This is a genomic window from Pseudanabaena sp. Chao 1811 (assembly GCF_027942295.1).
Classification (GTDB): domain Bacteria; phylum Cyanobacteriota; class Cyanobacteriia; order Pseudanabaenales; family Pseudanabaenaceae; genus Pseudanabaena.
Genome location: NZ_CP101416.1, coordinates 194,924 through 210,015 on the forward strand (window position 1 = coordinate 194,924; position 15,092 = coordinate 210,015).

8 protein-coding genes are annotated in these 15,092 nt (G+C 43.9%); 1 reads left to right on the plus strand and 7 read right to left on the minus strand.

Annotated elements, in window-relative coordinates; all coding sequences use genetic code 11:
* Nucleotides 1-79: 79 nt before the first annotated feature.
* From NMG48_RS00830 to NMG48_RS00850, 5 genes are all read right to left on the minus strand, one after another.
* Nucleotides 80-1,168, minus strand: coding sequence for a transposase (locus NMG48_RS00830; RefSeq protein ID WP_271253587.1), 1,089 nt, complete (start codon nucleotides 1,166-1,168; stop codon nucleotides 80-82).
* 51 nt (nucleotides 1,169-1,219) lie between these two features.
* On the minus strand, nucleotides 1,220-2,431 hold the full coding sequence (locus tag NMG48_RS00835; protein ID WP_271251719.1) for an IS256 family transposase: 1,212 nt from the start codon (nucleotides 2,429-2,431) through the stop codon (nucleotides 1,220-1,222).
* Between the two features lie 71 nt (nucleotides 2,432-2,502).
* Entirely contained in the window at nucleotides 2,503-3,141 is a 639-nt protein-coding gene (locus tag NMG48_RS00840; protein WP_271255304.1) for a transposase, read from the minus strand.
* 337 nt (nucleotides 3,142-3,478) lie between these two features.
* Complete coding sequence (locus tag NMG48_RS00845) at nucleotides 3,479-6,493, minus strand: SbcC/MukB-like Walker B domain-containing protein (RefSeq protein ID WP_271253588.1); 3,015 nt, start codon at nucleotides 6,491-6,493, stop codon at nucleotides 3,479-3,481.
* A 52-nt stretch (nucleotides 6,494-6,545) separates the two neighbouring features.
* Nucleotides 6,546-7,712 (minus strand): metallophosphoesterase family protein, encoded by a 1,167-nt coding sequence (locus tag NMG48_RS00850; RefSeq protein ID WP_271253589.1) that lies wholly within the window; start codon nucleotides 7,710-7,712, stop codon nucleotides 6,546-6,548.
* Nucleotides 7,713-8,066: 354 nt separating this feature from the next.
* On the opposite strand from NMG48_RS00850, the gene NMG48_RS00855 reads away from it, so the two are divergent.
* Nucleotides 8,067-9,698 (plus strand): iron uptake porin, encoded by a 1,632-nt coding sequence (locus NMG48_RS00855; protein ID WP_271253590.1) that lies wholly within the window; start codon nucleotides 8,067-8,069, stop codon nucleotides 9,696-9,698.
* Nucleotides 9,699-9,783: 85 nt separating this feature from the next.
* On the opposite strand, the gene NMG48_RS00860 is transcribed toward NMG48_RS00855, so the two are convergent.
* Together NMG48_RS00860 and NMG48_RS00865 are read right to left on the minus strand one after the other, a co-directional pair.
* The gene (locus tag NMG48_RS00860) at nucleotides 9,784-10,584 is read right to left on the minus strand and encodes an SH3 domain-containing protein (protein WP_271253591.1); all 801 of its coding nucleotides are present in this window, start codon (nucleotides 10,582-10,584) and stop codon (nucleotides 9,784-9,786) included.
* Nucleotides 10,585-10,673: 89 nt separating this feature from the next.
* Nucleotides 10,674-15,038, minus strand: coding sequence for a hypothetical protein (locus NMG48_RS00865; protein WP_271253592.1), 4,365 nt, complete (start codon nucleotides 15,036-15,038; stop codon nucleotides 10,674-10,676).
* Nucleotides 15,039-15,092: the final 54 nt, after the last annotated feature.

The window sequence follows — 15,092 nt, forward strand, 5'->3', positions numbered from 1 at the left end:
ATGTGTCAAATGGGTAATGAAGCGATCGCTACTTTTTCATAATTAGTTTATCTGAGATCTTGCAGCATTCGTGAAAGAGTCAAGTGGGAATGGGTTTGAGAATAATTTCAAAGCCATGACGAGCAGCAATATCGGCACTAATTTGAAGATACCTGAGAAGTTTCAACCAAAGGACAGAAGGGAATAAAACAGAAAGGGTTAAATCACAGGTAGCTTTCCAGTCCAAGATGGGAGGAAACGACCATTGATCAATCCAATGAGCCAAAAGATAAGAAAGCAGAGAGAGGATAAGCCAACGATAAACGCCAAGTTTTGTAGATTGCCCAAAACAATGCAAACCAAAGCGATGTTTGATGGTTTTGAAGAATCCCTCAATCGCCCAACGCTTACGACCTAACATCACCAGATAAGCGCCAGAATAAGGATGAGAAGAGACCACAAAGCGTAACTCCCGTTTACTATCGGCTCTTTTGAGCCAGAACCAAGAGATCGTCAAAGGCGTACTTAGCCCTTCCAGTAAAATTAGTTGTCCACGTTTGCCATGGGGATAAAGTTGTTTGACGGTACGTCCATCTTGAAGTTTACGATTGTTGCGGACACCGACAACGATGCGCCAAGACTTGGCGCGGACAGCATTGAAAAACTTCACCGTACTAAACTCAGTATCAGCAAGGACAATCACAGTCTTGCCTTGGGTTAGTTGCTTGGGTACTGTCCCCAATAACTTACAAGCTAAGTCAGAGGGACTGGAGTATCCTTTGCCGCGCCATACTCTAAAACTCCATGGTACGCGCCACTCTCCATAGACCAGATACAGTACAACCAGATGTAGTCCTCGCTTTCCGTTGAGGATTCTCACCCATGGGTCTGGTTCGTTTGGGGTGGGATTGCTCAAATGTAAAAACTTGCCGCTTTTTTCTAAGGTGGTCAGGTCTATCAGTATCTTTAATGGCACTCTCTTCGATGGGCGATGCTTGGCGATTTGCCCCAAAATTGACAGCCTTGTTGCTCGAATTAGTCCTCTTGTTGACCAGTTATAGTGATTGAGAAATCGGCTTAATGCACTCGCTGATTTTACCTGTGTATGTTCTGGATAGGGATGCCCTTGCGCTTCCAGAAATAGCCCTAATATTGCATTCAGACTTGCTTTTTGATACACACTTGGCATCAGACAAATTAGGCTATGAGACTGTCAAGTAAAATGTGTAAAGTCTAGAAGCTAGACGTGGAGACGATCCTCGAAGAGGATGGCAAAGCGATTAAGAGCAGGTTTCCAATCACGAATCGGCATCGTCCACTTCTTCGAGATATTCCGCATTGCTAAATAAACGAGCTTGAAAGCAGCATCATCAGAGGGAAAAATCTGTTGGGATTTAATCACCTTCCGCAAACTACTGTTCATCGACTCAATCGCATTGGTGGTATAAATCGCCCTGCGAATCTCGGTCGGGAAAGCAAAGAAGGGGATAATGTTTGCCCAATGACTGCGCCAAGACTTGGAGATTGATGGATATTGCTTGTCCCACTTTTCAGCAAAGAGTTCGAGATTAAACTCAGCCTCCGATTCCGTCGCCGCGCTATAAATAGCCTTGAGGTCAGCACAAACTTGCTTGCGTTGTTGCCAAGGTACAAAAGCGACCGAGTTTCTGACCATGTGGACAATGCATAACTGCACCTGAGTTTTAGGAAATACCGTCTCAATCGCATTAGGGAAACCAGTCAAGCCATCGACACATGCAATCAAAATATCTTTGACCCCACGGTTGTGAATTTCGGTGAGTACTGACAACCAGAATTTCGCACCTTCATTCGGAGAAATCCACATACCCAGTAATTCCTTGTACCCGTCCATATTCACGCCCAAGGCAAAGTACAAGGATTTGTTAATCACTCTGCCATTGTCTCGGACTTTGATGACTAGACAGTCCAGAAAGACGATTGGATAGACTGCTTCAAGGGGACGGTTTTGCCATTGCTTCACCTCGTCAATTACTGCATCTGTAACATTGGAAATAAGTGTTGGTGATACTTCAACACCATACATTTCTTGCAACTGGGCTTGAATATCCCTGACACTCATACCTCGTGCGTAGAGAGCAATGATCTTTTCATCTAGTCCTGACAAGCGACTTTGTCCTTTCTTCACCATCTGCGGTTCAAACTCCCCTTGCCGATCTCGGGGGACTGCGATTTCGGCTACGCCAAAGTCACCTTGCACTTTTTTCTGGCTATAGCCATTGCGACTGTTGGTTTGTCCTTCTGGTCTTGGTTCATGTTTTCCGTAGCCCAGATGCATGGATAGTTCTGCTTCCAATGCTCGCTCCACTAACGCGGTTGTCAGTTGTTTCAGAATGCCTCCTTCTCCGAATAGGTCAGGTGGTGTTTTACATTCTTGCAGCAATTCGTCGAGCAATTCTTTGCGTATATTCATCAGTTTTAGTGTTGGTAATTGTGTGTCTAGATCATCTCTCTGTATATATCCCAGACTTTACACACTTCACTTTACACTCTCCCACTATAGACTGGCGGAACTCCCCAAACACAGCGATTAGATGCCAAACGCAGCAATAGATCTGCCTCAATATTCGCTGTTGCTTTGACAAAACTAGCATTCCCATATCCTCGGTCATAGACAGCTAGTGAACGTACGCTTAACTGCTCTGTGACTTGTTTGAGTTGGAAGGCTGCTTTACTCACAGGAGTCTCGAAACTGCTGATCCGCTCATGTTTTATCGGTAGTGCCCAACTCCCACTTGCTTCGGGAATCCACGCCAAGGTGCTGTAGCTTTGTCCTACGTCGATACTTTCGTCTTTGCCATGATGGAATCCTCTTTCCTTCAGCGTTTCTGCATCTGGTCGCAACCATACGCTATTATCTCCTGCTAACAAAGGTTGCTCTTCCGTGGGCAACTCTTGCACCATCAGTTTCATCAACTTTGCTCTGACTGGTCGACTATCCCGCAGTCCCTCATAAATACTTGACCATTTTCGCCGAAATAATGGATTCATTGATAGACTCACATACGAGCTAATGCTCGGACTTGTCAGGACGGCATCCATTATTTCAAATACTGCATCTTTTCCTGTCCCAAGGTATTCATATATCGACTTGCGAAATTCTTGTAGTTTTTGGAAAATCATAGTAGTCAATGTCAATTTGGTTTATTGATCATTGCTCTTTTGGCAATTTGTGCCTAGCACTTCCTGCCTTTCTTTTCTTCTTTTTAGTCTAAAGTCCAGGCTGATAACGATAATTCTGCAAATGATTTCACGCTCGGACTGGTTAATACTGCATCCATTAAGTCAAATATTGCATCTCGTCCATTCCCTAAAAATCTATATACCTGTTGACGAAAGTTCTGTAATTTATCAATAATCATGGCTGTAGATGTCCTTTTTCTTTTTCATCTACTTTAGGCAGTTTGTATCTCTTTTACTCTGCCTTTCTTACCTTTTTTAGTCTAAACTCCAGTCTTTGTTAGATTCTCACCAATTCTGAGCCATTGATGGACTTGCGAACGTGAATTTGGGTGGGTAATCGCTCGGCTAGGGATTGGATGTGGGTAATCACACCGATTAAGCGATCCTGTTGGCGCAAGGACTCGAGGATTTGGGTGACGCTTTCGAGGGTTTCACTGTCGAGCGTGCCGAAACCTTCATCAAGAAAGAGACTACCCAGTTCGATCCCCATTGATAATTTTTCTGATAGCGCCAGTGCCATTGACAGGGAAGCTGCAAAGGTTTCACCACCTGACAGGGTGCGTACGCGGCGCTTTTCGCCACCATTCCAATTGTCTGCTACCCAATAGTCACCACTTTCTATTTGGAGGATATAGCGATCTTCTGAAAGTTGTTGTAAGAGAACTGAGGCACGATGAGCGAGTTCCTGTTGCAGACTATCGAGAATATATTCCTGAAAGCGATTGGATTGCAAGTCTTGAGCGAGGGTGTGATAGGTTTGCTCTTGTGCTTGAAGAGCTAGTTTACGTCCTTCAAGTTCCTGCGATTCTTGGCGTTTTTGGTAGGCTTGCTCTAGCCATGCTTTGAGGTCGGCGCGATTTTCACTGGCTAGCTGTAAGGATTCTGCGGCTTGTTGAGATTCCTCACGCAATTTTGCGATCGCCTGTTCATCAGTAGTTCGCTCAGCGATCGCTTCCGCAAACATTTGTAAGCGCGTCGTTAAATCCTGCTCTTGACGCTGATAGTTCTCGATTTGTTGTTGCCATGCGTCCATTTGCGATCGCGACGTTTGTGCGGCGAGAAACTCTAGTTCAGTGAAGTTAATGGAATTGAGTTCCTGTTGCCAATTAGATTCCTGTTGAGATTGCTCAGCAATGGCAAGATCGTGATTTTCTTGAGCCTTATTTGCTGATTCCTCCCGCTTAGCAAAGGTTTCACGGGCTTGTTGATATCTGGTTTCAATGGTTTTGAGGCGATCGCTAAGTTCCTGCTTTGCTTGCAAAATACTTTGGCGCAAGGATTCATAACTCTTGCCATTGGTAATTTCTAGCAACCGTTGCGAAATTTCATGTAATTGCGATTCTCTGAGGACTTTTTCCTGTGATGATTTATCAAATTCTGTTTGGGCTAATTGCAGACTTTCTTGACTGGTTTTAAGTTTATTTTCGGCGTTTTGAGCAGCGATCGCAATTTCCTTTTGTTCGGCAATGAGCTTGAGATAAGCTGATTCTTGCGCTTCGAGCGTTTGGCGATCGCGAAGAATATCGACCGCTTGCCAAGCAGACTTGAGAACTTGATCGATTTGTTTTTTCAATTTTGAAAGTTGTGATTCTAAATCCTCAATTTCCTGAGCTTGACTTTGCAATTGTTGCTGTGAAGCTTCGAGACTAGCCTCGATTTTTGCTTTATCTTGTAATAACTTCGCTAACTGACGCTCAGTGACATCCTTCTGTTTTATCAATCCTGTCGTATCAATTAATGCTAATTCAGGAAGTTCGGGCAATCCCTCTAAACTATAGAGATGATTACAAACGGGGCAATGATCGCCATCATGTAACTCAGCCCGTAAAGCGTTAGCGTGACTAGTTTGCAGGGCTTGTAAATTAGAAGCTTCTGCTTCCCTGAGAGCATTATTCGTAGTTTGGGAATCACTTTCAGCCTTAGCGATCGCCTGTTGTGTCTTTTCGAGTTGCTGCGTGAATTTCTGGATCTCTGTTTGGAACTGGGTTGATTTTTGCTGTTGCTTAGTGAGATTTTCTTGTAGAATTTGCCATTGTGTAAGCGGTTCAGCAATTTGACGCAATTGTTCGAGCCTAGTGGGATCGTATTGCGAATTTTTAAGAGCAGTTTCAAAGCTTTGCAGATTTTGGTTAATAGTTTGTAAATCTGATTCTGCTTGAGTTACAGCCTTATTTGCCTTTTGGAGAACCTGCGATCGCTCTTGCAAATTCTGCTCTGCCCGTTTTAACTCAGATTCCGATTGTTGTTGCTGTGTATGGAGAGATTCTGCTCGAGCAAGATTGCGCTCTTGCGACTCGATCTGACTTTGGGCGACGATCTGCTCTGAGCGAGATTGTTCATAAGCTTGTTGCTGCTGATCGAGATCTAGCCTCGAAATTTCTAGCTGTTTCTTAGCGCTTGCAAGATCAGCGATCGCAGTTTCTACTCGCTTACGCGCAGTCTGGAGAACTGTCCAAGTTCCCATAATCGAATTTGCTAACTGAGCATTTCGTAATTGATTTTCTAAAACTTGGATTTGCGATGCGTCCTGTTGCAATTGTGCTAATTTTAGAGAAAGCTGCTGGTATTGCTGGATTTGAGCAAAGAGTCTTTCTTCCACTTCCAAAAGTTTCTGACTTTGCTTTGCTTGCAGATCCAACTCAGGAATTAAAATTTCTAGATTCGCTAACTCTAGTTGTTGGGCTTCCACTTCCGCTTGCGTTGGCGCTTGCATTCCTTCAAGGACTTTATCTAAGCCTTCACGCTCAGCTTTAAAACGACTAGTGCGATCGCTTGCCTCTTTCCGCATTTGCTCAAAAATTTGAAATCCTGCCAACTGTCGCAAAATCTCGCGCCGCTTACCCGCCTCACCTTTGAGGAATTCATCAAACTGTCCCTGCGGCAAAATGATCACACGGGTAAAAGTCTCAAAGTCCATCCCGATGATGTCTTCTACCTTTTGGACGCGATCGCATCTTTCCCATTCCCCATCAATTAACTGATCAAATAGGAATTTCTTCTCGTCGGTTTTGCCGCGATTACGCCAAGTTCGCAATACCCGATATTCCGTTTGGCGCATCTCAAACCGAAATTCTACTTTTAGCTGGCTCGCGCCTTGGCTAACTAATTCTTTAGAGGAATTGGGCTTATTCGCCACCTTGTCATAAAGGGCAAAGGTAATCGCATCCAATAGCGAAGTTTTTCCTGCCCCCGTTGCACCCGTAATCGCAAACAAATCAAGGCTCGTAAAATCTAACACTTGACGAGTGCGGAAACTGGTAAATCCTTCAACAATTAATTCAAGAGGACGCATCAAAAAACTCCATGTAGAATAGCAATAATCAATTAGTCATTAGTTTTGTTTTTTAAGCGGGTATTTCACTAAATTCCATATACAACTCTTTGAAAGCAGTAATTACTTCAGGAGATAAGTTTTTTTCCCGATCGCTATAAAACTTTTGAAACTCAGCGATCGGATCGAAGCGATCGTAATCCTTTGGTTCAGGAACCTGTGCCGATTCATTTACGATTAACTTCGGCTCGACTATCACCGCTTGTGGACAAACTTTTCGCACCCGATCCGCAAGTCCGATGGGCGGTGTATTCACAGCGATCGCAAATTTCAAATAGCCTTCATAATCACGATGGGCTTCTAGATGCTCATCCAGTTGATCCAGATGACATTCCACGCGCTTGAGGGGCTTATGGCAAGTAAGCGGCTGAAATTGCACTTTCGCAGGTCTACCAGTTTCCACTTCAATTAAGTTAAATCCTTTCTCTTCGCCCACTTCCCCAAAATCCACTTGAATTAGAGAACCAGCATAATAGGTCGGCGCCGCATTGGGAATTTGCTGTGGTCGATGGATATGCCCTAAGCCCACATATTGACATTCCGAGGGAATTGATTGTCCCGAAAGACTATACACAGCACCACTATAAAAAGCTGCCTCAGAACCCGTAAACTTTGCTCCATTAACGGTCATATGCGCCAGCATCACATTTACTGCATCAGTTTTAAAGGCATTAGCAAGATTCTGGAGAACATAGGTAACCGTAGTTTTATAATCATTTCGCTGTTCCAAAGCATCCTTATTCCAAACATCCTCAGCAGCTAATAATTTCCGTTCCGAGGCGAAGGGCATCGCACCAATGCAAAGTTTACCACTTGCAGTTTCTAGATTGACCACCCCACCCTCCTCAGCAATTCTAGGACGACCCAAAGCTCTCACCCCTGCTAGCGATAGCAAATCGGCGAGGCTATCAATGCGATTTGCTGAGTCATGATTTCCTGCGATCGCTACGGAAGGAATGCTTAACTGATTGAGCTTATAGAAAAAATCATAGGCAACGCGCTCGGCTTCAGTTGTAGGATTTGGCACGTCGAAAATATCACCTGACACTAAAACGGCATCCACTTCATATTCTTTTGCATATTTGAGGATTTCGTCTAGGGCTAAGGCAATTTCAGGCGTGCGATCAACTCCTTTTAACTTTCTTCCCAAATGCCAATCTGAAGTATGTATTAAACGCATAATCGAGGTTTACCGATGAGAGCAAGCTAGGTAGATCAGAAATAGCACGAATACCAAAATTATGCCACTTAGTAGTTATTTATAGCAATTCTTTATCATTAGTAGATTTGAGGATTTATAAAAGAGATCGCACAAATAGAAGCTTTTTAGTAACGATTGAGGATAAATACTTTACATAAATTACAAGTTTGGTATAAGCTAATTGCAAATTATATTCAATTAGCTATGATGCTACGTGAGTTATAAAAAGTCATGCTTTTGACTAAATGGCGCTTACATAGTTTAATCAAATAATTGATAATGATAATCGTTATCAAATTCAGGATCATATAAATTTAGGTGAGGAACTACGCTGTGGCTAAGGTTTGGTCTCAACAAGTACAAATATCTCTGGTTGGCGCGATCGCTATTTCCGCGATCGGTATGAGTGCGCGTGCATCTGCTCAATCGCAACAGTTGAACTCAGTCGCAACTCAAGATGTAATCGGGCAAAATGTCACATCGGTCTCTCAACTTAGCGATGTCCGCCCCACCGATTGGGCTTTTACCGCTTTGCAATCCCTAGTGGAGCGCTATGGCTGCATCGCAGGATATCCCGATCGCACATTTCGCGGGAAACAAGCGACCAGCCGTTATGAATTTGCCGCAGGTTTGAATGCTTGTTTAGACAAAATTAATGAAATTATTTCCGCAGGGTTAGCTGACAAAGTTAGCAAAGAAGACCTAGCCACATTGCGAAAACTACAAGAGGAATTTGCCGCAGAGTTGGCAACCTTGCGCGGGCGTGTCGATGCCCTAGATGCTAAAGTTGCTAAACTTGAAGCACAGCAATTCTCCACTACAACTAAACTTGATGGTCAGGCGATCGTTTCAGTTACAGCAAGCGGCTCTGGAACAGATAACCTATTAACGGCAAATGGAACTTTAACGGGGAATTCGGGTAAAGCGAATACAACTGTAATTAATCGTGTGCGCTTGAATTTGAATACCAGCTTTACAGGCGAAGATTTGTTGCTCACCCGCTTAGAAGCAGGTAATGGTGGTGCGAGTATTGCAAATTCCCTTGATGCGGCTGGTGATATTTTTCGAGGTTTTTCAGGATTTAAGAATAGCTCCGTTGCCGACTACAGTGAGGTTGGCAATAATTTTGTACTAGGACGTTTGCGCTATGATTTTCCCATTGGCAAGGATATTAGAGCATCTGTAGGGCCAATCATTGCTTTAAATGATCATCTTGATAAAAATAGTTTTGCTAATGATGAATCCGTTGATTTTTCAACCCGTTTATTCATCAACAACCCGCTAATTTTGCCTGTAAACGATGGGGCTGGTGCGGCGATCGCATGGAATATCAACGGTGGTGCTTTTAGCTTGAGAGCAGGATATGTGGCGGCGAATGCTAGTAGTCCAACTGTGAATGCTGGCGCTCCTAATGGAACAATTAACCAAGGCTTATTGGGAGACTCCTACCAAGGTACGTTTGAGTTAGAGTTTGCACCCAAAAATGGCGAGGATGAAAAGCCTTTTGCGGTACGGTTGCAATATACCCGCGCATCGGTCAATAATCTCGATTACAACACTGGTGGCGTGAACCTAGAGTGGGCATTTAATAAAGCGATCGCTATTTTTGGTCGCTACGGATTTGGCAATATCAGCAATCGTGGTACAGCGATCGCCACAGCACTACCGACCTATATCAACGCTGGGGCATCGGGTGATTCGCTCAGTCCGCAAACATGGTCGGCTGGGTTTGCTTTTCCTGATTTATTTAAAGAAGGAGCAATGGCTGCGATCGCCGTGGGTCAGCCTTTAATTGAGAGTACAGTTGGCAATGCCACACAGACCAATGTGGAGTTGTTCTATCGCTTTCCAGTCTCCACCAATATCAGCATTACTCCTGATTTGCAGTTCATCTTTAATCCCAATAACAACAGTGGCAATAGCACCATCACCGTCGGTACATTGAGAACTGTATTTACCTTCTAAAAACGAATTACCGTGCAAAAAAGGCAACATGAAAAATTACTTTGTGATTCTTCATGTTGCTTTTTGTTGAAGAACCCTTCTGAATCTATGGATTCACAAAGCGAATCGTACTTGTAGGCGAAGTAAAACTAAAGTTCTTGGCGTTGATCCATCCTTTCTTGCTATAGGCAAATTGCACCTGAATCCAATCATTATTACTTGAAGATTGAACAACAGAAAGAAGCTCATTCCTCGATATCATGGTGACAATCTTAGATTGAGCATCTGGGAGTTCTCTAATTGCTACACAATCCCCTAATACCCAACCATATTGTCTATTTTGACTCCTCCATAACTTTGCGGATTTATCCCACTTTGCAAACACAGCCCCTCTAAAAAGCTGTAAGTCTAGCATTTTGTTAAGCTGAGCCCCTGGTAAATCTGTAACTCCCAAATTAACAGCTTTTGTTCCATCTGGTTTGAGAAAGAGATAAGTTATCTCTTGACTCGTATCGTCTCCCATATAGAACAATAACTCTTTCTGTCCATCACCATCGATATCACGATCCAATGTTAATCGATGTACCCAATAGCTTGCCACACTGCTTCCATAGGATTTCTCGAAAATGACCTTACCCGTCTTTTCTCCATTGGCAAATAGAGTGTATCTCACAAATTTGCCAGACACCTTATGGCAAGTATTTGTGGAATCATATTTGGGAATCCAAACGGGGCGAATGAAATAACTAGAAATAATCAGGTCAGGCTGTCCATTATTATCGACATCCTGTTTAATTACAATTTCAGATTTTGGCAAATCTAGATTTGGCTTGGCATATCCCAAAGCAGGAAATAAGCCGATAGATGTTAACCCAATGGTTAATACAAGTCCAAAATTTCTAATCATGTGTGTTATTAACGTATGAAATTTGTTTTCTCACCTTCGACGGTGAAACAAAAATACTTGTTGCGTCTAAAAAAGATTTTTACAGCTATTTATTCCCATGATTCCAACTCGATCGCTAAACCACGAAATAACGCCAAAATGCGATCGCGCCTTACTTCAAAGTTTGCGGCAACCAGAATAAAGCCAATCCCTGCAAAGATACCGAGCGCCCACATTAGGAATGAATATTGAGTGATTAAAATTACGGCTTGGGTGAGGACTAGCAAAATGAATGTCAGCGTTCCCATAAAGAGATAGGCACGGATACGGAAAGACAGCCCCAAAATGATAAAAGCAAAACTTAAGCCCCAAGTCGCAAAGGCAATACTCGGATCGCTAAAGGAATAGAGAAAGGCGATTAGTCCCATTGCCCCTGTAAGCAGACTGCGTAGGGCATGACGTAGAGCTTTGCTATTATGCGATCGCAAACTTGGTTCCACTTGCGCGAAATATAAACCTGATAGCCCAATTACAAGAACATAGCTTAAGAAATCGAATCTTCCCAAATTGGCAGCCCCTACATTTTGGAAGATTGCCCAATCCCATAGGAGAACAGTTAGATAAGAGGCTCGAATTTGATCTTGGACTCTGGCATAGATGGCGTAGAAAATCCCAACGATGACTAGGCTCAGGGCCACATTATTGGGAAATAGAGTGAATATCAAGGGTAAGGAGAAGGCGGTATTATGCCAAGGATGCTCTGACCAGCCCCATTCTTCCCAAGGTGGTAAGTAGAGAATTGCAGCAAATATACAGGCGATCGCTGCCCCATAGGGTTGGATCACATTGGTAATTAGCCAAGGATTGGGGAAGGCAAAGAAGAGGAAATAGGCGATCGCACCAAGGCCAGTAGCAATCCCTGTATAAATCCAGAGATCTGAACCCTCTGAATCCCCCTTGCGAAGGGGGGCTTGCTCTATTCCCCCCTTTGCAAGGGGGGATCTTCCCTGCGTAATTGCATAGGCAGCTAAGGCGATCGCTAAACCACCACCGATCAAGCCACCAGTGGCTGAGGGTTGATATAAACTTCCTGATAGCAAGAAGAGAACGCTGGCAGTCCAATGTAAATGGGCAGAAATGCTGATTTCACGGACAGAAAGGCGTAAATATGGCACGATCCAATCGGTAAAAATCTGATAGGCATAGGCGATCGCACAGGCAAGCGTCGCTAAAATCACTAAGCCATCGCCAAGGCTACCACCTTTGGAATTAGCAACCATTTGATAGAACAGTAACTCGTATGCCGAGAAGGTGGCGACTACCATCGATAGATAGGTTAGAGCTTTGAATACAGGATTTGATTGGGATGCTCTGCGTCCAATGCCAATACCAATTAGAGAAGTGCTTAGGGAAAATAGTCCTGTTAAGCCACTAAAACTACCGATCCGAAATAGTGAACCCATTGCCCCATAGATTAAGGGAACAATATCCCAACTACGTGGATATTCGCCCCTGTTTGTACCATCGCCTGTATGCTGCATCCACCAGTCGCCGATTAGTTGCGTGATAAAACCAAGGGCTAAATTAGCGATCGCCAATTCAATTACCGAACCATTAAAAACGGCGATCGCTCCTGAAGTCAGGAGTTCGATGCTCCATGCAATTCCCCATTCTGTCCAAAAGGGAGGATATTGTTTTGAGGAGGATTGTCCAAGGGATTGCCAGACGCGATAAATTAAGCCAAGAGTGACTAAAATCGTGCTGGGTAGCAGATTGACAAATAATTGCTCATCTGCATTAAAGGCAAATACATTAATGGCTAAGAGCGATTGCAGAATTAGTAAGCCTGTGGAAAGTACTGCCGCCCAAATATCAAAGGCTTGGGCATAGGATTGATTTAAGGGCAGGTTGAGATCGGCGACATGGCGATCGCGGCGATATTTGAGCCAATGATTGAGAACATAGAGCAGCAAAACGCTAACGATTAAACCCGTGATCCCAAAGGTGAATTGGGCAATTTGACCATCACCAACCTTAAACTTCCATAGCATCGCCGCAATAAATAACAATCCATAGCCAACAGTGTTGAAAGTGGTTAACAGAGATTTGCTACGGCGCGTATTCACCAACATCAGGGCAAAGGCAACCCCTAAGCCAATCAAACGCGAACTATCATCTGTCCATGTGAGAAATTGCGCGATCGCTAGTCCTGCAATGCTGAGTTTAATCGCCAAATCGCGATCGGTAAATTCGCGCCAAGTTCCCAAAAATGTTAGAGATAAAGGCACGGATAACCAAGCGACACTCCAATAACTACTATTAATTAACAATTCACTACTGCCAAATTGCCCCAGTCGTTGACCTTCAATTGTGGCATTCCACAGCAAAATGTAACTCAATGCCGCCAAACTCGCACCAATATGCCAAGCACTATCCCGCCATGCTTGCAAATGAGGATTCTCTCTCTGGGATAGGGGCTGGGGGCTAGACTCATCACCAAGAGAAACCGCTTGAAGTTTAAACTTCCCAATCACTAAAACCACAGTCCATTCCAGCAACATAATCCCTAAGAGAAATCCACTCCAGACAAAGATCGAATTAATTCGAGTGAGTAAATAGCTCCCTAAGCTAATGGCGATCAAACTCACAATATGAGCGCAATAAACCAGACTGCTCAAGTCTTTGCTAGTAGGCGATCGCTTTGCTTGGACAGCTAAGAGGGTAATTGCTGAAAGCGTTAAACTAGCGCACAGGGTATTCAAATTCAGGAAGCTGACACTAGTAAGTGTTACCCCAAATCCTAATGCTAGTAATTCCCCACGTATGGCTAAACTAGGCTTTTGGCGATCGCGATAAATCGCGGCAATCACTAAAAACAAAATCGCATAGGGAAATAGCAAAACACCTAATAAGGCTATTTCCGAAGTAGTTTGAAATAGAGCAAGCAAAAATTTGAAGGTATGTCCACCCCATGCTTCGGGAATTAATCTTTTAACTAGCCAAAGCAGTTGTAAACCCCAGACAAATAAATAAGTTAAATCGTTAGGTTCTTCATGCTTGAATAGGCGATCGCATAATATCCATGCAATCAGTAAACTCACCGTAAAAGCTTGCCAAGGATATTGATCCCAAATCGATACCAGCCAACCTAAGCCTAAGAGAATCTGCCCAAGATTTTTCTGAAATGATAATACTGACTTACTGCCCACAGATTGTTGGCTGAGCGAAGCCTCACCCAAATCCCCAACCCCTCGCTGGCTGAGCGAAGCCGAAGCCAATCTCTCCGTTTTATTGGTAATTTGCACCAACACCCAGCCACAAATCCCAAATGCTAATCCCAACTTAAAAACGGAAACATTAGCAAATAGAAGCGCTCGACTAACCAATAACACCGTGCTGTAAGCGCCAGTAATCAAGGCTAGCGGGAATGTAGAACTATCGGCAGTATTTAATCCCTGATCGCGATTGAGAAAAGTGGAAGTCGCGATCGCGCCAATACCTAAATAAACGGCAATGAGTGGATAGTAGGGAGATATCAGCCATCCCAAATGCAACCAAGAAAGAATCAGAATTGTAGCGATCGAAAGTTGGCTAAGCTGTCGCCTTGTGCGCCTAAGTTTTTGGGAATCTGCGTTAATTTCCTGTGTCTCGCGAAAGAGAAAGGAGGTTTGCAAAAGAAAGATGGCAATCCCTGAGAGCAGACAACCAGCGATTAATCCTAGCCCCACTCCCGCAGGATTAGTTAAGACCCTTAGCCCATCGATCGCCCAAAAGTTTGCAGGCACTAACAGCAAAGTCACCAACTGCAAAGCGCGAGTGGTCAAGCGCAAACGCTCATTTTTGCTTGTCCAGAAACTCACCCCAAAAAATCCCAGCGTATAGGCAAATAGGAGTAAATATTGCCCCTGTGCATCAAAATTATTCCACTGACTCGCGGCAAGTAATCCCGATGACACCACCACCAGAAACACGCCTAAAAACAGCAACCACATCGTGCTGAATTCCGAAATGAGCGATCGCACAGTTTGCGCGACCTTACTCGGTGGTTGGTCAACTTTAGGGGAAATTGGTCTTGGTGGCGCTTGAGGCGATCTCGTTAGCCGTGAACTAGAACCTGAACTAGAAATATTGGCAGAACGCGATCGCGATTTTGCATGACTCGATACCATCGGCTCGGCTTGTGCTGGGACTTCGGCTTTAATCTCACAAACAAAGCGCGTTCGCCCCACAAGCATAACTTGCTCATGACTCAGCAAACCCATCTCTAGCCATAGATTCAGTCCATCTAAAATTGCCTCATTCTGAATCGCGACAACCCTTAGCCGATTTACTGATCGATTAGTATTGCGCCATTGAAAATCTATTTCTGAGACTAGACCTAAATCAAACCAAGCTTCCAATCCCTCTAGAACAATGTTATAGGGAACATCTATTGGTATGTCGAAACGCAAATATTTCAAGGGGGCTGACGGCATTGGCGATCGCTCCAAATTTACAATCAGAGATTGAATTCATTATGTCCGATTTTG

What these genes read in the sequence shown, in the direction of transcription:
- NMG48_RS00845 (WP_271253588.1), bottom strand. Translation starts at nt 6,493, where the DNA reads ATGCGTCCTCTTGAATTAATTGTTGAAGGATTTACCAGTTTCCGCACT.
- NMG48_RS00835 (WP_271251719.1), bottom strand. Translation starts at nt 2,431, where the DNA reads ATGAATATACGCAAAGAATTGCTCGACGAATTGCTGCAAGAATGTAAA.
- NMG48_RS00865 (WP_271253592.1), bottom strand. Translation starts at nt 15,038, where the DNA reads ATGCCGTCAGCCCCCTTGAAATATTTGCGTTTCGACATACCAATAGAT.
- NMG48_RS00860 (WP_271253591.1), bottom strand. Translation starts at nt 10,584, where the DNA reads ATGATTAGAAATTTTGGACTTGTATTAACCATTGGGTTAACATCTATC.
- NMG48_RS00840 (WP_271255304.1), bottom strand. Translation starts at nt 3,141, where the DNA reads ATGATTTTCCAAAAACTACAAGAATTTCGCAAGTCGATATATGAATAC.
- NMG48_RS00830 (WP_271253587.1), bottom strand. Translation starts at nt 1,168, where the DNA reads ATGCCAAGTGTGTATCAAAAAGCAAGTCTGAATGCAATATTAGGGCTA.
- NMG48_RS00850 (WP_271253589.1), bottom strand. Translation starts at nt 7,712, where the DNA reads ATGCGTTTAATACATACTTCAGATTGGCATTTGGGAAGAAAGTTAAAA.